Source organism: Pseudomonas sp. 8_5_2, from assembly GCF_059295255.1.
In genome coordinates, this window is the sequence record NZ_CM181238.1 from 4,881,210 (window position 1) to 4,903,245 (window position 22,036).

23 protein-coding genes are annotated in these 22,036 nt (G+C 64.2%); 10 read left to right on the top strand and 13 right to left on the bottom strand.

Annotation, left to right across the window (positions count from 1 at the left end):
* The first annotated feature begins 66 nt into the window (after window positions 1–66).
* On the top strand, window positions 67–1,521 hold the full coding sequence (gene pyk, locus AC5O5R_RS22320; protein ID WP_172230953.1) for a pyruvate kinase: 1,455 nt from the start codon (window positions 67–69) through the stop codon (window positions 1,519–1,521).
* A 123-nt stretch (window positions 1,522–1,644) separates the two neighbouring features.
* Here the strand turns inward: pyk and AC5O5R_RS22325 are convergent, their stop codons facing one another.
* Window positions 1,645–2,565 carry an iron-sulfur-binding ferredoxin reductase gene (locus AC5O5R_RS22325; protein WP_172285667.1) on the bottom strand — a complete coding sequence of 307 codons (921 nt, stop codon included), beginning with the start codon at window positions 2,563–2,565 and terminating at the stop codon, window positions 1,645–1,647.
* A gap of 250 nt (window positions 2,566–2,815) precedes the next feature.
* Between AC5O5R_RS22325 and AC5O5R_RS22330 the strand changes: the two genes are divergently transcribed.
* Complete coding sequence (locus AC5O5R_RS22330; protein WP_172231519.1) at window positions 2,816–4,339, top strand: fumarate hydratase; 1,524 nt, start codon at window positions 2,816–2,818, stop codon at window positions 4,337–4,339.
* Between the two features lie 61 nt (window positions 4,340–4,400).
* On the opposite strand, the gene AC5O5R_RS22335 is transcribed toward AC5O5R_RS22330, so the two are convergent.
* Window positions 4,401–5,273, bottom strand: coding sequence for a carbon-nitrogen hydrolase family protein (locus AC5O5R_RS22335; RefSeq protein WP_172231522.1), 873 nt, complete (start codon window positions 5,271–5,273; stop codon window positions 4,401–4,403).
* The gene (locus AC5O5R_RS22340; protein WP_172231525.1) at window positions 5,270–5,860 is read right to left on the bottom strand and encodes a GNAT family N-acetyltransferase; all 591 of its coding nucleotides are present in this window, start codon (window positions 5,858–5,860) and stop codon (window positions 5,270–5,272) included. Before AC5O5R_RS22340 ends, AC5O5R_RS22335 begins: the two co-directional genes overlap by 4 nt.
* Before the next feature lie 115 nt (window positions 5,861–5,975).
* On the opposite strand from AC5O5R_RS22340, the gene AC5O5R_RS22345 reads away from it, so the two are divergent.
* A complete protein-coding gene (locus AC5O5R_RS22345; protein ID WP_172231528.1) occupies window positions 5,976–6,374 on the top strand; it encodes a nuclear transport factor 2 family protein in 399 nt (132 codons plus the stop codon).
* A gap of 124 nt (window positions 6,375–6,498) precedes the next feature.
* On the opposite strand, the gene AC5O5R_RS22350 is transcribed toward AC5O5R_RS22345, so the two are convergent.
* The 6 genes from AC5O5R_RS22350 to AC5O5R_RS22375 all read right to left on the bottom strand — a co-directional run bounded on the left by AC5O5R_RS22350 (window position 6,499) and on the right by AC5O5R_RS22375 (window position 11,342).
* Window positions 6,499–7,077, bottom strand: coding sequence for a DJ-1/PfpI family protein (locus AC5O5R_RS22350; RefSeq protein WP_172285609.1), 579 nt, complete (start codon window positions 7,075–7,077; stop codon window positions 6,499–6,501).
* A 51-nt stretch (window positions 7,078–7,128) separates the two neighbouring features.
* Window positions 7,129–8,286 carry a phospholipase D-like domain-containing protein gene (locus AC5O5R_RS22355; RefSeq protein WP_172227449.1) on the bottom strand — a complete coding sequence of 386 codons (1,158 nt, stop codon included), beginning with the start codon at window positions 8,284–8,286 and terminating at the stop codon, window positions 7,129–7,131.
* Between the two features lies 1 nt (window position 8,287).
* A complete protein-coding gene (locus AC5O5R_RS22360) occupies window positions 8,288–8,869 on the bottom strand; it encodes a YceI family protein (protein ID WP_172227447.1) in 582 nt (193 codons plus the stop codon).
* Window positions 8,870–8,913: 44 nt separating this feature from the next.
* A complete protein-coding gene (locus AC5O5R_RS22365) occupies window positions 8,914–9,210 on the bottom strand; it encodes an amidase (RefSeq protein WP_172227445.1) in 297 nt (98 codons plus the stop codon).
* Entirely contained in the window at window positions 9,207–10,286 is a 1,080-nt protein-coding gene (locus tag AC5O5R_RS22370) for a serine hydrolase domain-containing protein (protein ID WP_172227443.1), read from the bottom strand. Before AC5O5R_RS22370 ends, AC5O5R_RS22365 begins: the two co-directional genes overlap by 4 nt.
* Window positions 10,287–10,454: 168 nt before the next feature.
* Entirely contained in the window at window positions 10,455–11,342 is an 888-nt protein-coding gene (locus tag AC5O5R_RS22375) for an acyl-CoA dehydrogenase middle domain-containing protein (protein WP_172227441.1), read from the bottom strand.
* 159 nt (window positions 11,343–11,501) lie between these two features.
* Here AC5O5R_RS22375 and olsB point away from each other — a divergent pair, with 159 nt between their 5' ends.
* Together olsB and AC5O5R_RS22385 are read left to right on the top strand one after the other, a co-directional pair.
* Window positions 11,502–12,257 (top strand): L-ornithine N(alpha)-acyltransferase, encoded by a 756-nt coding sequence (olsB, locus tag AC5O5R_RS22380; RefSeq protein ID WP_172227439.1) that lies wholly within the window; start codon window positions 11,502–11,504, stop codon window positions 12,255–12,257.
* Window positions 12,257–13,045 carry a 1-acyl-sn-glycerol-3-phosphate acyltransferase gene (locus tag AC5O5R_RS22385; protein WP_172227437.1) on the top strand — a complete coding sequence of 263 codons (789 nt, stop codon included), beginning with the start codon at window positions 12,257–12,259 and terminating at the stop codon, window positions 13,043–13,045. Before olsB ends, AC5O5R_RS22385 begins: the two co-directional genes overlap by 1 nt.
* A gap of 91 nt (window positions 13,046–13,136) precedes the next feature.
* On the opposite strand, the gene AC5O5R_RS22390 is transcribed toward AC5O5R_RS22385, so the two are convergent.
* Complete coding sequence (locus AC5O5R_RS22390) at window positions 13,137–13,727, bottom strand: acyl carrier protein phosphodiesterase (RefSeq protein WP_172227435.1); 591 nt, start codon at window positions 13,725–13,727, stop codon at window positions 13,137–13,139.
* Window positions 13,728–13,877: 150 nt separating this feature from the next.
* On the opposite strand from AC5O5R_RS22390, the gene AC5O5R_RS22395 reads away from it, so the two are divergent.
* Both AC5O5R_RS22395 and AC5O5R_RS22400 read left to right on the top strand, forming a co-directional pair.
* Entirely contained in the window at window positions 13,878–14,180 is a 303-nt protein-coding gene (locus AC5O5R_RS22395; protein WP_172227433.1) for an ArsR/SmtB family transcription factor, read from the top strand.
* 16 nt (window positions 14,181–14,196) lie between these two features.
* Window positions 14,197–15,246: an alkene reductase gene (locus AC5O5R_RS22400; protein WP_172227431.1), complete on the top strand. Its 1,050-nt coding sequence runs from the start codon at window positions 14,197–14,199 to the stop codon at window positions 15,244–15,246.
* Window positions 15,247–15,327: 81 nt separating this feature from the next.
* Here AC5O5R_RS22400 and AC5O5R_RS22405 read toward each other — a convergent pair whose 3' ends face one another.
* The 3 genes from AC5O5R_RS22405 to AC5O5R_RS22415 all read right to left on the bottom strand — a co-directional run bounded on the left by AC5O5R_RS22405 (window position 15,328) and on the right by AC5O5R_RS22415 (window position 18,220).
* The gene (locus AC5O5R_RS22405) at window positions 15,328–16,197 is read right to left on the bottom strand and encodes an ATPase (RefSeq protein WP_172227429.1); all 870 of its coding nucleotides are present in this window, start codon (window positions 16,195–16,197) and stop codon (window positions 15,328–15,330) included.
* Between the two features lie 87 nt (window positions 16,198–16,284).
* Window positions 16,285–17,280 carry an NAD-dependent epimerase/dehydratase family protein gene (locus AC5O5R_RS22410; RefSeq protein WP_172227427.1) on the bottom strand — a complete coding sequence of 332 codons (996 nt, stop codon included), beginning with the start codon at window positions 17,278–17,280 and terminating at the stop codon, window positions 16,285–16,287.
* A gap of 49 nt (window positions 17,281–17,329) precedes the next feature.
* Entirely contained in the window at window positions 17,330–18,220 is an 891-nt protein-coding gene (locus tag AC5O5R_RS22415; RefSeq protein ID WP_172227425.1) for a LysR family transcriptional regulator ArgP, read from the bottom strand.
* Window positions 18,221–18,310: 90 nt separating this feature from the next.
* On the opposite strand from AC5O5R_RS22415, the gene AC5O5R_RS22420 reads away from it, so the two are divergent.
* The 3 genes from AC5O5R_RS22420 (at window position 18,311) to AC5O5R_RS22430 (ending at window position 22,025) form a co-directional block, all read left to right on the top strand.
* The gene (locus AC5O5R_RS22420; protein WP_172227423.1) at window positions 18,311–18,910 is read left to right on the top strand and encodes a LysE/ArgO family amino acid transporter; all 600 of its coding nucleotides are present in this window, start codon (window positions 18,311–18,313) and stop codon (window positions 18,908–18,910) included.
* Window positions 18,911–19,131: 221 nt separating this feature from the next.
* Window positions 19,132–19,728, top strand: coding sequence for a superoxide dismutase (locus tag AC5O5R_RS22425; protein ID WP_172227421.1), 597 nt, complete (start codon window positions 19,132–19,134; stop codon window positions 19,726–19,728).
* 245 nt (window positions 19,729–19,973) lie between these two features.
* A complete protein-coding gene (locus AC5O5R_RS22430) occupies window positions 19,974–22,025 on the top strand; it encodes a putative bifunctional diguanylate cyclase/phosphodiesterase (RefSeq protein WP_172285604.1) in 2,052 nt (683 codons plus the stop codon).
* Window positions 22,026–22,036 lie beyond the last annotated feature (11 nt).

Genomic DNA, 22,036 nt, shown 5'->3' on the forward strand with positions numbered 1-22,036 from the left:
CCGAACAATGACTACAGCGAGATTCAGGAGTAGCCTTTCGCTGCGCTTCACTATAGGAGTCTGTGCATGACCATCCGCCGTACCAAAATCGTCGCCACCCTTGGCCCCGCCAGCAACTCGCCGGAAGTGATCGAACAACTGATCCTTGCCGGCCTGGACGTGGCGCGCCTGAACTTCTCCCACGGCACCCCGGACGAGCACAAGGCCCGCGCCCGCCTGATCCGCGAAATCGCTGCCAAGAACGGCCGCCATGTCGCACTGCTGGGCGACCTGCAGGGCCCGAAGATCCGCATCGCCAAGTTCGCCAACAAGCGCATCGAATTGAAGATCGGTGACAAGTTCACCTTCTCCACCGCTCACTCGCTGACCGAAGGCAACCAGGACATCGTCGGTATCGACTACCCCGATCTGGTCAAGGACTGCGGCGTAGGTGACGAACTGCTGCTCGACGATGGCCGTGTGGTCATGCGCGTCGAGACTGCTACCGCTGATGCCCTGCACTGCGTGGTGATCATCGGTGGCCCGCTGTCGGACCACAAAGGCATCAACCGCAAAGGTGGCGGCCTGACCGCACCGGCCCTGACCGAAAAAGACAAGGCCGACATCAAGCTGGCCGCAGAAATGGACCTGGACTACCTGGCCGTTTCCTTCCCGCGTGACGCCAGCGACATGGAATACGCGCGCAAGCTGCGCGACGAGTCCGGCGGCAGCGCCTGGCTGGTGTCCAAGATCGAACGCGCCGAAGCCGTTGCCGACGATGAAACCCTCGACAAGCTGATCGCCGCTTCCGACGCAGTGATGGTTGCCCGTGGCGACCTGGGTGTGGAAATCGGCGATGCCGAGCTGATCGCCATCCAGAAGAAGATCATCCAGCACGCCCGCCGCAACAACAAGGCGGTGATCGTGGCGACCCAGATGATGGAGTCGATGATCCAGAACCCGATGCCGACCCGTGCCGAAGTGTCCGACGTGGCCAACGCCGTGCTCGACAACACCGACGCGGTGATGCTGTCGGCCGAAAGTGCCGCCGGTTCCTACCCGATCGAAGCCGTCCAGGCCATGGCCCGCATCTGCCTGGGTGCTGAAAAGCACCCGACCAGCCAGAAGTCCAGCCATCGCCTGCACACCACCTTCGAGCGCTGCGACGAAAGCATCGCCCTGGCGGCCATGTACACCGCCAACCACTTCCCGGGCGTGAAGGCGATCATCGCCCTGACCGAAAGCGGCTACACCCCGCTGATCATGTCGCGCCTGCGTTCGCACGTGCCGATCTACGCACTGTCGCCGCACCGCGCCACCCAGGCGCGCGCCTCGATGTTCCGCGGCGTGTACCCGATCGCCTTCGACCCGGCCTCGCTGCCGGCCGACAAGGTGAGCCAGGCGGCGGTCGACGAACTGCTCCAGCGTGGCCTGGTGCAGCAAGGCGACTGGGTGATCCTGACCAAAGGTGACAGCTACCACACCATCGGTGGCACCAATGGCATGAAGATCCTGCACGTTGGCGATCCGCTGGTCGGCTGATCCTTAGCTTGAAAGGGGCCGCTTTGCGGCCCTTCGCGACACAAGGCCGCTCCTACAAGGGTTATGCATTCCCCGGTAGGAGCGGCCTTGTGTCGCGAAAGGAGGGCAACGCCCTCCCGGCTTTCAGACATGCTCCACAAACACATCAGCAAACACCTGCCCCCGCGGCACCCCGGCAATGAACAGCCGTCGGGCAAACCGCTCGACACTCCCCGGCGCTCCGCACACCAGCGCCAGCGTCTGCCGCGATGACGGCCGCAACCGCGCCAGCGCTTCATCCATCTGCTCCGCCAGCACAAGTTCGACATCCACGCCTTGCAGTTGCATCAGCGCCTCGGCCAGATAATGCCCAGCACGGTCCCGTGCCACATGCACCACCCGAATCTGCCCCCGATGCCCCTGGCGCAACGCCTCGCGCAAGATGCCCCACAACGGTGCCAGACCGGTACCGGCCGCCAGCAGCCACAGTGGCCGCTCCTGCCAGTCCGGGTCGTAGTGCAACGCCCCGCCCCTGAGTTCGCCCAGCCGCAGCGTGTCCCCGAGCTTCAGCCCCCGGGCCCTGTCGCAAAAATCGCCTGGGCGCTGGCAATCGATATGAAATTCAAGGTAATCATCCTCACCCGGCAGGCTGGCCAAGGAATAAGGCCGCGCGGCCTCGCCCAGCCACAACACCACATGCTGCCCCGCCTGATAGCGCAGCGCCCGCTCCGGGCGCAGGCGCACCCGCAACACATCGCCGAACCAGTCCAGCGCACTGACCTGGGCTGGTACACCATCGCGCCGCGGGTCGAACAGCGCCACGCGCAGGTCTTCGACCACCCGGCACTGGCAGGCCAGGCGCCAGCCCAGGGCATGTTTGTCCAGCGCCAGGGCCTCGGGCATGGCATCCAGCGGCTGGCCCACCTCGCAATGCACCAGGCAGGCATGGCAGCTGCCGGCGCGGCAGCTATAGGGGACGTGCAGCCCGGCGTCGTTCAGGGCATCGAGCAGGTTGCTGCCGGTCGGCACCACCCAGCGGCGTTCGCCCACGCAAAGTTCCGGCATGGTCGGTGTTTCTCCATCGTTCATCAGGCCACTGTATGCCAAGCGGGCAATACCAGCAAAAAGGATGCCTGCGCCTTGCCGACCAAGGTCCAGACCACGCGCAGGTGTTTCACACCCAGAGGCACGCTATACTGCCGCGCCTTTTGCGTCGGCCATGCTGCCGGCGCGCCTTTGCAAGGCGTTTCGACATGCTGGTCGGCACCGTCGAGCGTCTCTATGAATGTTCCCGTCTTTAAGAGGAGCGCGCTGCATGACCGTGATCAAGCAAGACGACCTGATTCAGAGCGTCGCCGACGCCCTGCAATTCATCTCGTACTACCACCCCGTCGATTTCATCCAGGCCATGCACGAGGCCTATCTGCGTGAAGAGTCGCCTGCTGCACGCGATTCCATTGCCCAGATCCTGATCAACTCGCGCATGTGCGCCACCGGCCACCGCCCGATCTGCCAGGACACCGGTATCGTCACCGTGTTCGTGCGCGTGGGCATGGACGTGCGCTGGGACGGCGCCACCCTGAGCGTCGACGACATGATCAACGAAGGTGTGCGTCGCGCCTACAACCTGCCTGAAAACGTCCTGCGTGCTTCGATCCTGGCCGACCCGGCCGGTGCCCGCAAGAACACCAAGGACAACACCCCGGCAGTGATCCACTACTCCATCGTCCCCGGCGACAAGGTCGAGGTCGATGTCGCAGCCAAAGGCGGCGGCTCGGAGAACAAGTCGAAGATGGCCATGCTGAACCCGTCCGACTCGATCGTCGACTGGGTACTGAAGACCGTGCCGACCATGGGCGCTGGCTGGTGCCCGCCTGGCATGCTTGGCATCGGCATCGGCGGCACCGCCGAGAAAGCTGCGGTCATGGCCAAGGAAGTGTTGATGGAGTCCATCGACATCCACGAACTGAAAGCCCGTGGCCCGCAGAACCGCATCGAGGAAATCCGCCTGGAGCTGTTCGACAAGGTCAACCAGCTGGGCATCGGCGCCCAGGGCCTGGGTGGCCTGACCACCGTGCTCGACGTCAAGATCATGGACTACCCGACCCACGCCGCCTCCCTGCCGGTGTGCATGATCCCCAACTGCGCCGCCACCCGGCACGCGCACTTCGTGCTCGATGGCTCCGGCCCGGCCGAGCTGGAAGCGCCGTCGCTGGACGCCTACCCGGAAATCGTCTGGGAAGCCGGCCCGAGCGCCCGTCGCGTCAACCTCGACGACATCACCCCGGAAGAAGTGGCCAGCTGGAAGCCGGGCGAGACCATCCTGCTCAACGGCAAGATGCTGACCGGCCGCGATGCCGCCCACAAGCGCATGGTCGAAATGCTCAACCGTGGCGAAGAACTGCCGGTCGACCTGAAAGGCCGCTTCATCTACTACGTTGGCCCGGTCGACCCGGTGGGTGACGAAGTGGTAGGCCCGGCTGGCCCGACCACCGCCACCCGCATGGACAAGTTCACCCGCCAGATCCTCGAGCAGACCGGCCTGCTGGGCATGATCGGCAAGTCCGAGCGTGGCCCGACCGCGATCGAGGCGATCAAGGACAACAAGGCCGTGTACCTGATGGCCGTCGGCGGCGCTGCCTACCTGGTGGCCCAGGCCATCCGCAAGTCCAAGGTGCTGGCCTTCGCCGAGCTGGGCATGGAAGCGATCTACGAGTTCGACGTCAAGGACATGCCGGTTACCGTCGCTGTAGACAGCAACGGTGAGTCGGTACACATCACTGGCCCTGCCCTGTGGCAGAGTAAGATTGCCGAGAGCCTGGCAGTTGAAGTGAAGTAAGCCTGCTGTACCAGCGGCTTCATCGAGGCGTCGAACCGCCGCGAAGAGGCCGCCCCTGCCTTCAAAGCACTCTGTCAAACTGCTGCGGCCAATCCCTGCGGGTAAACACCTGCCCCTGCGTCCTCACCCGCCGCACTTGCTGCAGATCCAGCTCGCACACCAGCCATTGGCTGGTAGCCGGGCTCAAGTCCTCACTCAGCGCCAGCACCCCATCCCCCGGCATCCCATGATCCGGCGGCACGAACAGCCCTGCCCGGCCCTGATTCTCGTCCAGCGCCGGCGACCAAGGCGCCAGCCCGACCGTGGGGCTCTGCAACACGGCAATCTGGTTTTCCAGTGCCCGCGCCTGGGCGCCGATACGCACCCGGTGATAACCCGCCTCGGTATCGGTACAGCTCGGCGCCAGGATCAGGTCGGCACCGTCCTCGGCCAGGCACCGGGCCAGCATCGGGAACTCGTTGTCGTAGCAGATCAGGATCCCCAGGCGCCCCAGTTCGGTGTCGAACACCTGCAATCCCTGGCCTGCGGTGATACCCCATTGCTCGCGCTCGAAGCGGGTCATCATCAGCTTGTCCTGGTAGCCGAGTACGCCCTTGGGGCCGAACAGCCAGGCACGGTTGCGGTAGCACCCATCGCCGTCGAGCACTGGCATGCTCCCCGGTTGCAGGTAGATACCCCAGCGTCGGGCAATGCTCTCGCACAGCGCTTTCCAAGGTTCGATCAACGGCTGGATGCCGGCGATGGACGCCTTCAGGTCCCCCCGCTGCTCGGCACTCAGCTGGCCACTGAGCACCAGCCCGGCGTACTCCGGCAGCAACAGCAAGCGTGCGCCCATTTCCACCGCCTCGGCGCAAAGGCCTTGCAGATGGTCGGCATAGGCGTCCCAGGTTTCATGCAGCTCAATGGCGTACTGGCAGGCCGCCAGGTGGATCATATCGGCAGTTCCTTCAGCCAGAACGACATCAGTTTCTCCGAGCTTTCCTGCTCGTCCAGGTCGCGCCAGGCATAGCGGGTGCGCAGCGACGGGTCGTGCAGAAAGCCGCGGTTACGCCAGAAGCCATGCAGCGGCTTGTAGTCCGCAGGCCGCCGCGGGTGAACGCCGGGCCGCTCGACCGCGCAGAAAGCACAGTAGTCGAACTCGGCCAGTTTGTGCGCATAGGACTCGCGCTCGATAAAGAAGCGCACCCCCAGGCCCTGGCCACGGTATTGCGGCAATACCAGCGACTCACCGAAGTAATACACGCTGGCCGGGTCGCGCCCCTGGGCCAGGAACGGCTGCTGAAACTGCGGCGCAACATCCACCAGCGGCAGGCCGGTGGAGGCACCGACCACCTTGCCGTCGTCCAGCGCCAGCACCACCAGGCTGCGCCCGGAGCGGGCATAGCTCGCCAGGTAGTCGGCCTCGTACGCCGGGGTGCCGTCGTAAAGGTAGGGAAACTCGCGGAACACGGTAAGGCGCAGGCGAGCGAGGTCATCGATGTAAGGCGCGATAGCGGCGCCGTGCAACAGGCGTATTTCCATGCTTGGCGGTCGTTTTGTCGATGTGGATGACGCGCTCGGCTAAGCCGGGCTTGAGGGGAAACCCTATCATCCGAGGCAACGTCCCGCCTTTTCCCTACACGACAGGTATTGTTCCATGACCGCTACCGAACTGGTAAATGCTTACTACGCCGCCTTTAACGCTGGCGACATGCCGGGCTTTCTGGCGCTGCTCAGCGAAGACGTGATTCACGACATCAACCAGGGTGAGCGGCAGATGGGCAAGGCCAGGTTTGCCGCGTTCATGGACAAGATGAACCGCTGCTACCGTGAACGCCTGGCCGATATCGTGGTGATGCAGAACGCCGACGGCAGCCGTGCGGCGGCGGAGTTCACCGTGCATGGGGAATACCTGGCCGATGACGAGGGGTTGCCGGCGGCCAACGGGCAGACCTATGTGCTGGCGGCGGGGGCGTTCTTCTATATCCACTGCGGCAAGATTGCGCGGGTGACCAACTACTACAACCTCAATGACTGGGTTGAGCAGGTGGGTTAAACCTGGCAGGGGTGCATTGCCTGTACCGGCCTCTTCGCGGGTGAACCCGCTCCTACAGGGATTGCACAGGTTTTGAAGTGTGTGGCGATCCTGTGGGAGCGGGTTCACCCGCGAAGAGGCCCGGTCAGGCGATACGGGTGCCCAGCACCTTGAGAAAGGCCGCCAGCCAAGCCGGGTGCGCTGGCCACGCCGGTGCCGTCACCAGGTTGCCGTCCACATGCGCCTGGTCCACAGCGATGTCGATGAACGTTCCCCCCGCCAGTCGCACCTCCGGCGCACAGGCCGGGTAAGCGCTGCATTCACGGCCTTCCAGCACGCCAGCCGCAGCCAGCAACTGGGCGCCATGGCACACCGCGGCAATCGGCTTGCCGGCCTTGTCGAATGCACGCACCAGTTCCAGTACCTTCTCATCCAGGCGCAGGTACTCCGGCGCGCGGCCACCCGGGATCAGCAGCGCGTCGTAACTCTCGGGCCGTACCCGCACGAAGTCATGGTTCAGGGCAAAATTGTGCCCGGGCTTTTCGCTGTAGGTCTGCTCACCCTCGAAGTCATGGATCGCCGTGCGTACGGTCTGCCCCGCCACCTTCTCCGGGCATACGGCATGGACCGTGTGGCCGACCATGCTTAGCGCCTGGAACGGCACCATCGCTTCGTAATCCTCGACGTAATCGCCGACCAGCATGAGAATCTTCTTCGCCGTCATCGCACCCACTCCTTGCATTGCCCGTGAACAGTCAATGCACGATAGCCGCTATCAGTCGCGCCGGTCGAGCAGGTTGACCACCAGCCGGTCCAGCCAGCCCCATACCCGCTGCTTGACGCGCCGCCACAGTGGCCGGGCATGCCAGTGGGCGAGGTCGACTTCCTCGCTGTGGGCAAAGTCACGCTCGAAGCTGGCCACCACTGCGGCGGTCAACGGTGGGTCCAGCGCCTCGATGTTGGCTTCCAGGTTGAAGCGCAGGTTCCAGTGGTCGAAGTTGCACGAACCGACACTGACCCAGTCGTCTACCACAGCCATCTTCAGGTGCAGGAAGCAGGGCTGGTATTCGAATATGCGCACCCCGGCGCGCAGCAGGCGGGGGTAGTAACGATGCCCGGCGTAGCGCACAGACGGGTGGTCGGTGCGCGGGCCGGTCAACAGCAGGCGCACATCCAGGCCCTTGCTGGCGGCGCGGCGCAACGAGCGGCGCACGCTCCAGGTCGGCAGGAAGTACGGCGTGGCCAGCCACACCCGTTGCTTGCCACTGTTCAGGGCCCGCACCAACGAATGCAGGATGTCCTGATGCTGACGGGCGTCGGCATAGGCGACCCGTGCCATGCCCTGCCCTTGTGCAGGCGCCTTGGGCAGGCGCGGCAGGCCGAAGCCTTCGGCGGGGCGCCAGGCGGTGCGGCGGTTGTTGGCGTGCCACTGGCGGTCGAACAGCAGCTGCCAGTCGCTTACCACCGGCCCTTGCATCTGCACCATCACCTCGTGCCACTCGCTGGTCTGGTCGCCCGGCGTCCAGAACTCGTCGGTAACCCCCGTGCCGCCGACCACCGCCCAGCGTTCGTCCACCAGCAGCAGCTTGCGGTGATCGCGGTACAGGTTGCGCAGGCCGCGCTTCCAGCGCAGGCGGTTGTACCAGCGCAGGTACACGCCCGCGTCCAGCAGACGCTGGCGCAACTTGCTGTTGAATGCCAACGAGCCGTAGTCGTCGAACAGGCAGCGTACCCGGACCCCACGGCGGGCGGCCTGTTCCAGCGCTTCGACCACCGCCTCGGCGCAGGCGCCGGCCTCGACCAGATACAGCTCCAGGTCAACCTGAAATTCGGCGCGCACTATCGCGGTGAGCATGCGCGGAAAAAACTCGGGGCCGTCGATCAGCAGTTCGAACTGATTGCCATCCCGCCAGGGGAAGACCGGCCCCGGCATGTCAGCGCGCGGTGAAAATCAGTACCGCGTTAACCGGTACCGACGGATTGATGGACGTGAGCTTGGCAAACTTGCGCAGGCTTTCCAGCCCTGGCAGCAGGCCGAAGTCCTCGGCACGCAGCACCACAGGCTCCAGGGTGACGACCTGGAAACGGCGTTCGTCCAGCCGAGTGGCCAGCAACAGCGCGTTGTAGCTGTGCGACTGGCCGTGCAGGGTGACAGTGAGTGGCAGGCGCAGCTCGATCTGCGCACCGTTGGCCAGGTCGTTGATCGGCTGCAGATCCAGTTGCGCCTGCACCTTGGCCTCGGCAAAGCGCTCGACCTCGAACAGGCCGTCACGCATGCGTTCGTCACGCAACGGAATGCCGCTGCTGACCGAGTCCATCTCGATGCTCAGCCCCGCCACGCCCTTGCGGTCGACCTTGCCATGCAGCACCAGAAAGCGATGCACTTCAGCAGTGTCGCCGTTCTTGCCGGTGATGAATGACAGGCGAGACGATTCGCCATCGAGGTGCCAATTGGCGTGGGCGGGCAGGCAAAAAGCCAGCAACAGGGCGGGTAGCAGACGGGGCAACTTGAACATGACAGATCTCGTGAAACCAAGCCGCCAACCTTACCCGCCCGCCTTCACGGCAGCAAGCGGCAGCCCTCGCGCTGGCTTTGCCAGGCAGCCTGGTTGCGCCGGCCCAGGCCCTCGGCGGTCACCTGGCGCTGCTGGCTGTTTTCCTCCAGCGAACTCAGCGGCAGCCATTGCTGCACATAGCCCAGGCAATACGCCTGCTCGAAGCCCATGACGAAACGGCACGAACAATATTCCTTGGCCGAGTAGGCCGAGAGGATGCCGGGGAAGTCTGCCAGGGCCTGGCGCTCCTGCCAGGCCCAGTACAACAGCCCCGCCAGCACCAGCAACAACATGCGCTTCATGCACCCTCCCCGGCCAACGCAGCCAGTACCCGCTTGAGCAGCTCATCGTGGCGGTAGCTGCCGTCGCGGTCATCGGCATAGCGCACGATCACCAGCTTTTGCGCGGGCAGCACGTAAAGCGCCTGGCCCCAGTGACCGAGGGCGGCATAGGTGTCTGCGGGCGCATTCGGCCAAGGCCGCTGGGCACCGCCCAGTGGCTGGTTGAGCCACCAGTGGCCGCCGGGGTTGGCCTCGCCGGGTACCGGTTGGGCAAGGGCAAATGGCGTGCGGTTGAAGGCCACCCAGGCCTTGGGCAGCAGTTGCCGGCCCTGCCACTGGCCGTCGCGCTGCATCAGCAGGCCTATTCGGGCCAGGTCGCGGGCGCTCAGGTAGAGATAGGAAGACCCGACATAGGTACCCGCGCGATCGCGCTCCCACACTGCGCTGTCGATACCCAGCGGAGTGAACAGCGCATGCCAGGGGTAATCGGCGTACTGCCCGGCATCGAGCATGCCGCGCAGTGCGCCAGCCAGCAGATTGGTATCGCCACTGGAATAGAGAAACCGCTGGCCGGGGCTGGCCGCCGTGCCCCGCGCTGCCGTGTAGGCCGCCATGTCCTCGCGGCCACGGGTATACAGCATGGCCACCACCGAGGATTTGAGCGGGGCGTACTCGTAGTCTTCCTGCCAGTCCAGCCCGCTGGCCCAGTGCAGCAGGTCGGCCATGCGCACGCCGGGGTGGGCGCCCATGGCCGGGTAGAAACGAGCGACCGGGTCTTGCAGCTGGAAGCGTCCTTCGCCCTGGGCGACGCCCAGCAGCGTGGCCAGTACGCTCTTGCTGACCGACCAGGTGAGGTGCGCTGTGGCGGCGGTGGTGGGGGCTGCGTAGCGCTCGTGGAGGATACGGCCGTCGCGGATGATCAGCAGGGCATCGGTGCGGATGCCGCTGCGCTCGGAGGTGGGGTTTGCGGGGAATGCGTAGGCGTCGACGGCTTGCCAGTTGAGGTTAGCCTTATCGATCGGCCAGTCAGGCTGAGGCCATGCCTCCGCCCAGGCGCAACCCGTAATCATCGCCAGTATCAGCAGAAGTGCCTTCATCGCGTTCGCCTGCGTTGGGGCTGCTGTGCAGCCCATCGCCGGCAAGCCAGCTCCCAAAGGTACGGCATATACCTCGGGCATTGCGCGATCAATGTGGGAGCTGGCTTGCCGGCGATGGGCCGCAAAGCGGCCCCAGGATTCAATAGTTCACGACAACCTATCAGGCATTCATGACAATCCCGCAGCAGTCCAAGCCTTGTTCAGCCGCTTCTCCCGCGCCGCCGCAGCCAGCGCCATTACCCCTTGGTCACGCTGCCAGATTTGTGCCCAGTGTTCCGGCCCCATCGCCAATGCCGCATCGATTTCCCCGCGCAACGCCTGAAACTGCGCAAACAGCCCGCCCAGCAACAAATGACAAGCCACGCTATCGGCACACTGCCGACTGCCCTCGGCGCACCCGGCCAGCAGCCCAAGCAACTGCAGGCGCAACCCTTGCGGCCAGGCGCATTCCTGCCCTACGCCATACAGCCAGGCCGTCAATGCGGTCAGCACGTACAGGTCCTCCAGCGAGCGGAACGGCTTCACATAAGCATCCCAGCCATCACCGGCCAGCAACTCGCAGGCGGCATGATCCAGCAGCACCCGCCCGTGGCCAACCTCTGGCATCAGCGGCAGGGTCGGCAGTGGCTCCAGGGTCACGCCATGCACCCCGGGGTACACCACTGCCAGGTTCAACTGCGGCGCCGCACCGGGCGCTTCGCTGCGCGCCGCCACCAGCAACCATTGCGCCTCCAGCCCTGCAGTGACGAAGTCCTTGCTGCCTGTCAGGCGCAAATCCTCCAGGCGCGTGCGCATGTCTGCCGGCCGCACACTGCGCCGCTCGGTCGCGCACAGGGCCCCGAGACTGGACGGAGCGCTGGGCCAGAGCACGCGCAAGGCCGCCTGATAGCCCAGCAGAAACGCCAGCCCCGGGGTGGCCATCGCGCGCCCTCCCAGAACTGCCAGTTCGAACGGGACAACCGGGCCAAGGCGCTCAAGCAGCGCGGCGTAGGTCTCGCCCAGGGAGCCCGCCAGCGTTTGCCGATGCGGGTCGTTGAGTCGTTGCAACCAAGCCATTGGACAGCTCCTCGCTGGGGCTTTCGGTGAAGGCTTTCGGGGGTGTCACGCAAGCATCACCAAACATTCACGGGGGTGACACCGCGTCTACCTAGGCTGACTTTGCACAACAAAGCCGACCGGCCGCAACCCTTCATGGCTGGCTTATGGAGACTCGTAATGACTCGGATCGCTCACTCTGGCGACAACAGCACTGAACGCCGTCTGCAAGCCGAACGCCTGGTTGGCGCCGCGGCCCTGCAAGAAGCCCAGGCCCTGCGCTACAAAGTGTTCAGCGCAGAATTCAAGGCCCGGCTCAGAGGCGCCGAGCAAGGCCTGGACATGGATGACTACGACGTGCACTGCCGCCACATTGGCGTACGCGACCTGAGCACCGGCAAGCTGGTCGCCACTACCCGCCTGCTCGACCATCAGGCCGCCAGCAGCCTGGGCCGTTTCTACAGCGAAGAAGAATTCAGCCTGCACGGTCTGTTGCAACTGCAGGGCCCGATCCTCGAACTGGGCCGTACCTGCGTGGCCCCCGACTACCGCAACGGCGGCACCATTGCCGTGCTCTGGGGCGAACTGGCCGAAGTGCTCAACGAGGGCCGTTACAGCTACCTGATGGGCTGCGCCAGCATCCCTATGCAGGACGGCGGCGTGCAGGCCCACGCTGTGATGCAGCGCCTGCGTGAGCGCTACCTGTGCACCGAACACTTGCGCGCCGAGCCGAAGAACCCGTTGCCGAAGCTGGCCCTGCCCGGCAACGTCATCGCCGAAATGCCACCACTGCTCAAGGCTTACATGCGCCTGGGCGCGAAGATCTGCGGCGAGCCGTGCTGGGACGAAGACTTCCAGGTAGCCGACGTGTTCATCCTGCTCAAGCGTGACGATCTGTGCCCACGCTACGCCCGCCACTTCAAGGCAGCGGTCTGATGCCGAAGTTGCGGGCACTGGCCCGCCTCACTCGCCTGCTGCTGGTGCTGCTTCTGGGCATGCTGATGGCCAGCGTGATCGCCGTGGGCGAGCGCCTGGGCTTCAAGGCGCCGATCGAGCGCCGCCAGCGCTGGAGCTGCCTGTTCATGAAACGCCTGGTCGCCGCCCTGCCCTTCGATGTGCGGGTGGTGGGCGCGCTGCCGCAACGGCCGATGCTATGGGTCAGCAACCATGTTTCCTGGACCGACATACCGTTGCTGGGCATGCTGCTGCCGCTGTCGTTCCTGTCCAAGGCTGAAGTGCGCCACTGGCCAGTGGCCGGTTGGCTGGCGGAAAAAGCCGGCAGCCTGTTCATCCGCCGTGGCGGCGGCGACAGCCAGCGCCTGCGCGAGCAGATCGCCGGGCAACTGGGCCTGGCCCGGCCGTTGCTGATCTTCCCCGAAGGCACCACCACCAACGGCCGCAGCCTGCGCACCTTTCATGGGCGTCTGCTGGCAGGCGCCATCGACCGTGGGGTGGCGGTGCAGCCGGTGGCTATCCAGTACCTGCGCGATGGCCAGATCGACACGATTGCGCCGTTCATTGGCGATGACGACATGGTGTCGCACCTGATGCGCCTGTTTGCCCAGCCGCGGGGTGAGGTTTGCATTCACATGCTGCAACCGATCGGTAGTGTGGGCAAGGAACGCGCGGTGCTGGCGGTGCAGGCGCAGCAGGCGATTCACCTGGCGCTGTTTGGGGTTGAAGACGTTGAGGTAGCACCACGGCGGCAGGCGCGGGCTGCTTGAGTGCCACAACATAAGCAGCGCCTGTGAGATCCAGCGCCGCCCGCGCGGCGCGCGATCTCACAGGCGCTGCATATCTTTCGGCAAGCACCTGTCAGCCCTGATGCAGTCCCCGACGCCCCGCCGCCGCAAACGCCTGCAACTGCGGATAAAACTCCCTGAAGTCCAGCATCAGCGGCTCATACAGCTTTTCCAGTTCCCCCATCACCCCTGCCAGCCCCTCCGGCCGCGACAGCCGCCGGGCGATGCCATTGAACACCTGCTCCAGAGTGGCAAAATCACCATATGCGCCCAACCAGTCATCCGCTGCCATGAACGGCGCGATCCGGGCCAGCCGCCCGGGCAGCTCTGGCTCGGCCAGCAATACCTGATAGAACCCATCGGTAAACTGCTCAAGCGGCTGCTCGGCGTAGTCATGCCAATGCCGCGCCAGGCAATGGTCGAAGAACACATCCAGGACAATACCCGCGAAGCGTCGCCGCTCCCGTGGGAAACGTGCCAACGCCGCCAGCACCAAGGGGTGTTGATCAGTGTAACTGTCGATATGCCGGTGCAGGCGTATCGCCGCCTCCAGCGCAGGTGGGAAACGCCCCTCCAGCGAACCTTTGACGAAATCGCCATACAGGCTGCCAAGCAGTTGTTGCGGCGCCGGGCCGCCCAGGTGCAAGTGTGCGAGGTAGTTCATCAGCGCAGTCTAGCATCGCCTGGGGGTATATCGTCATAACCCGATATAGCGTTTGGCACTCAGTCAAGAACGTTTTCATATTTGTATATCGTCATTTTCCGATTTATATTTCGCCCTATCGCGATATGCCGCTACATAGAGCCTCAACCCATGCCTCTCGATCTCGACGAAATAATAAAAGCGCTGGCCCACCCGGTCAGGCGAGAAATCCTCAGCTGGCTGAAAGACCCGGCAACGCACTTTCCCGACCAGTACCACAGTACCGATAACGGTGTGTGTGCAGGGCAGATCGACCAACGTTGCGGCCTCTCGCAGTCGACTGTTTCCGCCCACCTGGCGACATTGCAGCGCGCCGGGCTGATCCGCAGCCAGAAGATCGGCCAATGGCACTTCTTCAGACGCGACGAAGCCACCCTCCAGGCGTTCCTCGAACAACTGCGCCAAGCGCTTTGACCAGCAGGTAACCGTTATGACCACGCTTTTCGATCCGATCACCCTGGGCGACCTGCAACTGCCCAACCGCATCATCATGGCCCCACTCACCCGCTGCCGTGCCGACGAGGGCCGCGTCCCCAATGCGCTGATGGCCGAGTACTACGTGCAGCGCGCCAGCGCCGGGCTGATTCTCAGCGAAGCGACCTCGGTCAGCGCCATGGGCGTTGGCTACCCGGATACCCCCGGCATCTGGAACGATGAGCAGGTCCGAGGCTGGAACAACGTAACCAAGGCGGTACACGGCGCAGGCGGGCGCATTTTTCTGCAACTGTGGCACGTAGGGCGCATCTCACACCCCAGCTATCTCAACGGCGAACTGCCGGTGGCCCCCAGCGCGATTCAGGCCAAGGGCCATGTGAGCCTGGTGCGCCCGCTCAGTGACTACCCCACCCCGCGCGCGCTGGAAACCGAAGAAATCATCGATGTGGTCGAGGCTTACCGCAGTGGCGCCGAAAATGCCAAGGCCGCCGGATTTGACGGTGTGGAGATCCACGGCGCCAACGGCTACCTGCTCGACCAGTTTTTGCAGAGCAGCACCAACCAGCGCACCGACCGCTATGGTGGCTCGCTGGAAAACCGTGCGCGGCTGCTGCTGGAAGTAACCGACGCGGCAATCGAGGTGTGGGGCGCAAACCGGGTAGGCGTGCACCTGGCGCCGCGTGCCGATGCCCACGACATGGGCGACGCCGACCGAGCAGAAACCTTTACCTATGTGGCCCGGGAGCTGGGCAAACGCGGCATCGCCTTTATCTGCTCGCGGGAGCGGGAAGCCGATGACAGCATCGGCCCGCTGATCAGGGCTGCATTCGGTGGCCCTTACATCGTCAACGAGCGTTTTGACAAAGCCAGTGCCAATGCCGCCCTGGCCAGCGGCAAAGCCGATGCGGTTGCGTTTGGCGTGCCATTCCTCGCCAACCCCGACCTGCCGGCGCGGTTGGCGGCGGATGCGCCGCTGAACGAGGCTCGGCCGGAAACCTTCTATGCCAAGGGGCCGGTGGGTTACATCGATTATCCGCGCTTGTGATCCTGGGCCATTCGCCGGCACGCCCGCTTCCACAGAAGGCATGTGGGAGCGGGCGTGCCGGCGAAGGAGACGCGGATGATCTTACGGCCGGGCGCTGATCTGCTTCTGCAGGTTCTGCACCTGGCTTTGCAAGGTGTTCAGGTTACGCGTCGTCTGCGCGCGGAAGGCATCGAACTCCTGCACCGAAGCACCACTGGCCGCAGCTGCGGCCGGGCGGTTGTCGATCTGGCTCTTGAGCACCACCATGTCCTGCTCCAGGCTCTGGATGGCCGCGCTCGGGTTGCCTTGCTTCTTCAACGCAGCCACCTCGCTGTCCAGGCTCTTGAGCTGCGCGTCCAGCTTGCCGCCATCGACCTGCGCAGCCTTCAGTGCGACAACCTGCTCGTCCAGGCCCTTGAGCTTGGCATCCAGCTTGCCACCGTCAACCTGCCCAGAGCGCAACGCGGCCAGTTCGCCATTCACCAGCTTCAACTGGGCCTGTAGCTGGCCTTGCAGCTCGGTCACGGCTTTCTGCTGTTCACGGGTGTCGGCCAGCACCTGCTCCAGGCGCTTGCCAAGGTCGCCGGTCTGCCCGGCCACACCCTGCTGCAATTGACGAAGCTGCCGCTTCAGCGCCTCGCTGCTGGTGGTGGCGCCCGACTCGCTGGCCTCGACCTTGCCGCTGATTGCCTGCAAACGCCCGGCGGCCTCTTCACTGATACGGGCAAAGCTTTCCTGGGTTGCCACCAGTTGCTGCTCCATCAGCGAGATCTGCTGGAAGCTCCACCAGCCCAGGCCCGCCAGGGCAATGAACGAGGCGCACAGCAATGCCCACAGCGGCGCGGTACTGGCGCCGCGGGCCGCTTTCTGACGGCTACGCACCACGTGCGCCGGCAGCAGTTCGTCATCATCAACCGTGCCCGCCCGCAAGGAAGGCACGTCATCGTAGTCATCGTGAGCATGGTTACGCATGGATACATTCAACCGCGGTAGTCGCAAAGAGGCACGAGTATAAACCGCCAGCGCGGCGCATTGATGACCATTGTCCGCCCGGCGGCTTCACTGCCCCGGCGGCTGGTGCTTCCACCAGGCGCAGAATTCGTCCAGCGCCGTCCACAGGCTGACCTTGGGCTGGTAGTCCAGGTACTGCCGGGCGCGGCTGATGTCCAGGGTAAAATCACGGCTCATCACCTGCATCCCCAAGCGCGACAGGGTCGGTTGCGGGCGCCCCGGCCACAGCATGCAGGCCGCCTCGTTCAGCGCAGCCAGGCTGTAGGCCAGGCCATAGGAGCGGTAACGGGTAACCTGTGGCAGCTGCATCCTGCGCATCACGTAGTTGACCACGTCCCACAGCGGAAGCGGCTGGCCGTTGCTGATGTTGTAGGCCTGCCCCAGCGCCCGGTCGTCGGCGAACAAGGCGCTGAGCAGTGCCTCGTTGAGGTTGTGCACACTGGTGAAATCGACTTTGTTCAGACCGTTGCCGATGATCGCCACGCGGCCCTTGCGCTGCATCTGCATCAGCCGTGGGAAAATGCTGGTATCGCCGGCGCCGGTGACGAAGCGCGGGCGCAGCGCCAGCACTTCGAGGCCGAACTCCTGGGCGCCAAACACCTTCTGTTCCGCCAGATGCTTGGTTTGCCCGTAATGGTCATGGAAACGCCGGGCTACCTGGTCTTCGCGGATGTCCAGGCGCGAGCGGCCATTGAAATAGATCGAGGGCGATGACAAGTGCACCAGGCGCCGCACGTGCTCCTTCAGGCAGCCCTCGACCACGTTTTCCGTGACCACCACATTGCCCTGGTAGAAGTCCTGGTAGCGCCCCCAGTTGCCCACCGCACCCGCGCAGTGCACCACGGCCTCGACGCCCTGGCACAGGCGCCTGGCCAGTTCGGCATCGCCAAGGTCGCCGGGGATGAACTGGGCGCCGCGCTTGACCAGGTGTTCGACCCCTTCGGCGCGGCGGCCACTGACCCGTACGTCCAGGCCCTGCTCCAGGGCGAAGCGCGCAAAGCGCCCGCCAATGAAGCCACTCGCGCCGGTGACCAGAATTCGCATGTAAGACTCCGTCTCGCCAGATTTCAGATGCAACAGACGCCAGCCGTGGCTACAAGGGCACCAGCCATTGTCGTGCGGTGTGCCGCAGGTGGTCAGTCAGTTGCGCGAGCAATTGCCCGCCATTGCGCCAATGATGCCAGTACAGCGGCACATCGATGGGAGTATCGCTGCAGATTTCCACCAGTTGCCCGCCGGCCAGTTGCTCGCGGGCCTGCAGTTCGGGCACCAGCCCCCAGCCCAGCCCGGCCTCGGTCATGCGCAGAAAACCTTCGGAAGACGGGCACAGGTGGTGCAGGAAGCCGTCCTCGATGCCCAGCGATGCCAGGTAGCGGTGTTGCAGGAAATCATCCGGGCCGTACACGATTGCCGGGGTGCGGGCGAGGCGACTGGCCACGAAACCGTGGGGAAAATGCCGCGCCATGAACCCGGGGCTGACCAGCGCCCGATAGCGCATGGCGCCCAGCGGCAGGCTGCGTGCGCCTGCTACCGGGCGCTCGCTGCCACACAGGCAGGCCGCCACTTCGCCTGCGCGCATGCGTTTGAGGCCCACGTCCTGGTCCTCTACCACCAGGTCGGTCAACACGTTCTGCTGCGCGCAAAAGTTGCCCACGGCGCCGGCCCACCAGGTGGCCAGGCTGTCGGCATTGAGGGCGATGCGCAGGCGCTCCGGCATGCCCTCTTCGTCCAGCGCCGGTACCTGGCGCTGCAGGTCACGCTCAAGCAGGCGTACCTGTTGCACATGGTTGAGCAACTGCCGGCCGACTTCGGTCGGGCTGGGCGGCGTGGCGCGGATCAGCACCGGCTGGCCGACCCGCGCTTCAAGCAGCTTGATGCGCTGCGAGATGGCCGATTGCGACAGGCCCAGCACCTGCGCCGCGCGCTCGAAACCAGCCTGCTCGATCACCGCCGCAAGGGCGGCCAACAGTTTGTAATCGAACATCACATTTCCTAATGCCAGATCAGCTTTATTTGTTTTTCTTATAGGCCACAAACCCACAAAATTGCCAGCATCTTTTACGGAGTACTCGCCATGTGGCAAAGCTATCTCAACGGCATGCTGGTGGCCTTCGGCCTGATCATGGCCATCGGCGCGCAGAATGCCTTCGTCCTGGCCCAGAGCCTGCGCCGCGAGCATCACCTGCCGGTGGCGGCACTGTGCATTGTCTGTGACGCCATCCTGGTGGCCGCCGGCGTGTTCGGCCTGGCCACGGTGCTGGCACACAACCCGACCTTGCTGGCGGTGGCCCGCTGGGGTGGCGCGGTGTTTCTGATCTGGTACGGCGCCAAGGCGCTGCGCAGTGCCTGCTCCAGACAGAGCCTGCAACATCAGCAAGGCCAGGGCACGCGTTCGCGGCGCGCGGTGCTGCTGAGTGCCTTGGCGGTGACCCTGCTGAACCCGCACGTGTATCTGGACACGGTGTTGCTGATCGGTTCGCTGGGGGCACAGCAGACCGAGCCTGGGGCCTATGTGGCCGGAGCGGCGAGTGCTTCGCTGCTGTGGTTCTCGACCCTGGCGATTGGCGCGGCATGGCTGGCACCTTGGCTGGCGCGGCCGGCGACCTGGCGCATGCTTGATCTGATGGTGGCGGTGATGATGTTTGCGGTGGCGGCGCAGCTGGTTTTCAGCTGAGTTGGCTTCGTCGGTGCCCGTCATGCCCCCCCACCACCTGTCGCCCCCCGCCAAGCGCTCTGGAACCTCTATTCCCTATCTTTGTTGCGTGGTTATGCGCCGGGCCCGGTGCTATGATCCAGCCCTTGCGTCGCAAAGAGTAAAAACTCGCCGACGCTTATCGGGCCGCCCGTGATCGGCCTTGCGCAAACCGCAAACAGACCTGAATCAGGAGATCCACCATGGCTTTTGAATTGCCGCCGCTGCCGTACGCCCACGATGCCCTGCAGCCGCACATCTCCAAGGAAACCCTGGAGTATCACCACGACAAACACCACAACACCTATGTCGTGAACCTGAACAACCTGGTCCCAGGCACCGAATTCGAAGGCAAGTCCCTGGAAGAGATCGTCAAGAGCTCTTCGGGCGGCATCTTCAACAACGCCGCTCAAGTCTGGAACCACTCCTTCTACTGGAACTGCCTGGCACCCAACGCCGGTGGCCAACCAACCGGTGCCCTGGCTGACGCCATCAACGCCGCTTTCGGTTCCTTCGACAAGTTCAAGGAAGAGTTCACCAAGACTTCGGTTGGCACCTTCGGTTCCGGCTGGGGCTGGCTGGTGAAGAAAGCTGACGGTTCCCTGGCCCTGGCCAGCACCATCGGCGCCGGCTGCCCGCTGACCAGCGGCGACACCCCGCTGCTGACCTGCGACGTCTGGGAACACGCCTACTACATCGACTACCGCAACATGCGTCCGAAGTATGTCGAGGCGTTCTGGAACCTGGTCAACTGGGCCTTCGTTGCTGAACAGTTCGAAGGCAAGACCTTCAAGGCCTGAGTCATTCAGCCCTGAAAAAACCCGGCCATGTGCCGGGTTTTTTTATGCCTGCACCGCGGGGCAGGGCCGGCACACTTTTGCTTGCTCAGCCCGCATAGCACGCTAACATCAACCCTCTGGAAGATTGCTACAGCGCACTCAAGTTGCGGGGTCAGGCAACCGATACACTGCTCATGGTCGGCCGGTAGTGTATCGTCATCATTGATGGCAAAATGATGCCATGCGCATGGATTAAGGAAACCCCATTGAAGCTGGAATTGCGGAACAGCTTGTCGGTCAAGTTGCTCAGGGTCGTGCTGCTGTCGGCGCTGGCGGTCGGCGTCGTGCTCAGCTGTGCGCAAATCGTCTATGACACCTACAAGACCCGCCAGGCCGTGAACAACGATGCCCAGCGCATCCTCGACATGTTCCGCGACCCTTCAACCCAGGCGGTGTACAGCCTGGACCGCGAAATGGGCATGCAGGTAATGGAAGGCCTGTTCCAGGACGAATCGGTGCGCATGGCCTCCATCGGCCACCCCAACGAAACCATGCTGGCAGAAAAGTCCCGCCCGCTGCAGGACATGTCGATGCGCTGGCTGACCGACCTGATCCTCGGCCAGGAACGCACCTACACCACGCAACTGGTCGGTCGCGGCCCCTACAGCGAATATTACGGCGACCTCAGCATCACCCTCGACACCTCCTCCTACGGTGAAGACTTCCTGATCAACGCGGTGATCATCTTCGTCTCCGGCGTGCTACGGGCCTTGGCGATGGGCCTGGTGCTGTACCTGGTCTATCACTGGCTGCTGACCAAACCCCTGTCGAAAATCATCGAGCACCTCACCCAAATCAACCCCGATCGCCCCAGCCAGCACCAGATTCCGCTGCTCAAGGGCCACGAAAAGAACGAGCTGGGCCTGTGGGTCAATACCGCCAACCAGTTGCTGGCATCGATCGAGCGCAACACCCACCTGCGCCATGAGGCCGAGAACAGCCTGCAACGCATGGCCCAGTACGATTTCCTCACTGGCCTGCCAAACCGCCAGCAACTGCAGCAGCAGCTGGACAAGATCCTCGTCGACGGCGGCCGCCTGCAGCACCGTGTGGCAGTGCTGTGCGTGGGCCTGGACGACTTCAAGGGCATCAACGAGCAATTCAGCTACCAGGTCGGCGACCAACTGCTGCTGGCGCTGGCCGACCGCCTGCGCGCCCACAGCGGCCGCCTCGGTGCGCTGGCACGGCTGGGCGGTGACCAGTTTGCCCTGGTGCAAGCCAACATCGAACAGCCCTACGAGGCCGCCGAACTGGCACAGAGCATTCTTGACGACCTGGAAGTGCCGTTCGACCTCGACCATCAGCAGATTCGCCTGCGCGCCACCATCGGCATCACCCTGTTCCCCGAAGATGGCGACAGCACCGAGAAACTGCTGCAAAAAGCCGAACAGACCATGACCCTGGCCAAGGCCCGTTCGCGCAACCGCTATCAGTTCTACATCGCCAGCGTCGACAGTGAGATGCGCCGCCGCCGCGAGCTGGAAAAGGACCTGCGCGAGGCCCTGCCGCGCAACCAGCTGTACCTGGTGTACCAACCCCAGATCAGCTACCGCGACCACCGCGTTGTCGGGGTCGAGGCGCTGCTGCGCTGGCAGCACCCAGAGCTGGGCATGGTGCCACCGGACCAGTTCATTCCGTTGGCCGAACAGAACGGCAGCATCATCAGCATCGGCGAATGGGTGCTCGACCAGGCCTGCCGGCAACTGCGCGAATGGCATGACCAAGGCTTCAGCGACCTGCGCATGGCGGTCAACCTGTCGACCGTGCAGCTGCACCACAGCGAACTGCCGCGGGTGGTCAACAACCTGTTGCAGGCCTACCGCCTGCCGCCGCGCAGCCTTGAGCTGGAAGTCACCGAGACAGGCCTGATGGAGGACATCAGCACCGCCGCCCAGCACCTGTTGAGCCTGCGCCGCTCGGGGGCGCTGATTGCCATCGATGACTTCGGCACCGGCTACTCGTCGCTCAGCTACCTGAAATCGCTGCCGCTGGACAAGATCAAGATCGACAAGAGCTTCGTCCAGGACCTGCTCGACGACGATGACGATGCCACCATCGTTCGCGCCATCATCCAGCTGGGCAAGAGCCTGGGCATGCAGGTAATTGCCGAAGGCGTGGAAACCGTCGAACAGGAAACCTACATCGTCGCCCAAGGCTGCCATGAGGGCCAGGGCTACCACTACAGCAAGCCGCTGTCGGCCCGTGAGCTCACCCAATTCCTCAAGCAGGCCCAGCGTAACCAGGTTTCGATGTTCTGACGCAACCCGCC

Coding starts and splice junctions, on each gene's coding strand:
- AC5O5R_RS22425 (WP_172227421.1), top strand. CDS start 19,132: ATGGCTTTTGAATTGCCGCCGCTGCCGTACGCCCACGATGCCCTGCAG.
- AC5O5R_RS22325 (WP_172285667.1), bottom strand. CDS start 2,565: ATGCCGGAACTTTGCGTGGGCGAACGCCGCTGGGTGGTGCCGACCGGC.
- AC5O5R_RS22335 (WP_172231522.1), bottom strand. CDS start 5,273: ATGATCCACCTGGCGGCCTGCCAGTACGCCATTGAGCTGCATGAAACC.
- AC5O5R_RS22330 (WP_172231519.1), top strand. CDS start 2,816: ATGACCGTGATCAAGCAAGACGACCTGATTCAGAGCGTCGCCGACGCC.
- AC5O5R_RS22410 (WP_172227427.1), bottom strand. CDS start 17,280: ATGCGAATTCTGGTCACCGGCGCGAGTGGCTTCATTGGCGGGCGCTTT.
- AC5O5R_RS22370 (WP_172227443.1), bottom strand. CDS start 10,286: ATGAAGGCACTTCTGCTGATACTGGCGATGATTACGGGTTGCGCCTGG.
- olsB (WP_172227439.1), top strand. CDS start 11,502: ATGACTCGGATCGCTCACTCTGGCGACAACAGCACTGAACGCCGTCTG.
- AC5O5R_RS22415 (WP_172227425.1), bottom strand. CDS start 18,220: ATGTTCGATTACAAACTGTTGGCCGCCCTTGCGGCGGTGATCGAGCAG.
- AC5O5R_RS22345 (WP_172231528.1), top strand. CDS start 5,976: ATGACCGCTACCGAACTGGTAAATGCTTACTACGCCGCCTTTAACGCT.
- AC5O5R_RS22375 (WP_172227441.1), bottom strand. CDS start 11,342: ATGGCTTGGTTGCAACGACTCAACGACCCGCATCGGCAAACGCTGGCG.
- AC5O5R_RS22420 (WP_172227423.1), top strand. CDS start 18,311: ATGTGGCAAAGCTATCTCAACGGCATGCTGGTGGCCTTCGGCCTGATC.
- AC5O5R_RS22400 (WP_172227431.1), top strand. CDS start 14,197: ATGACCACGCTTTTCGATCCGATCACCCTGGGCGACCTGCAACTGCCC.
- AC5O5R_RS22405 (WP_172227429.1), bottom strand. CDS start 16,197: ATGCGTAACCATGCTCACGATGACTACGATGACGTGCCTTCCTTGCGG.
- AC5O5R_RS22365 (WP_172227445.1), bottom strand. CDS start 9,210: ATGAAGCGCATGTTGTTGCTGGTGCTGGCGGGGCTGTTGTACTGGGCC.
- pyk (WP_172230953.1), top strand. CDS start 67: ATGACCATCCGCCGTACCAAAATCGTCGCCACCCTTGGCCCCGCCAGC.
- AC5O5R_RS22350 (WP_172285609.1), bottom strand. CDS start 7,077: ATGACGGCGAAGAAGATTCTCATGCTGGTCGGCGATTACGTCGAGGAT.
- AC5O5R_RS22395 (WP_172227433.1), top strand. CDS start 13,878: ATGCCTCTCGATCTCGACGAAATAATAAAAGCGCTGGCCCACCCGGTC.
- AC5O5R_RS22385 (WP_172227437.1), top strand. CDS start 12,257: ATGCCGAAGTTGCGGGCACTGGCCCGCCTCACTCGCCTGCTGCTGGTG.
- AC5O5R_RS22355 (WP_172227449.1), bottom strand. CDS start 8,286: ATGCCGGGGCCGGTCTTCCCCTGGCGGGATGGCAATCAGTTCGAACTG.
- AC5O5R_RS22340 (WP_172231525.1), bottom strand. CDS start 5,860: ATGGAAATACGCCTGTTGCACGGCGCCGCTATCGCGCCTTACATCGAT.
- AC5O5R_RS22390 (WP_172227435.1), bottom strand. CDS start 13,727: ATGAACTACCTCGCACACTTGCACCTGGGCGGCCCGGCGCCGCAACAA.
- AC5O5R_RS22360 (WP_172227447.1), bottom strand. CDS start 8,869: ATGTTCAAGTTGCCCCGTCTGCTACCCGCCCTGTTGCTGGCTTTTTGC.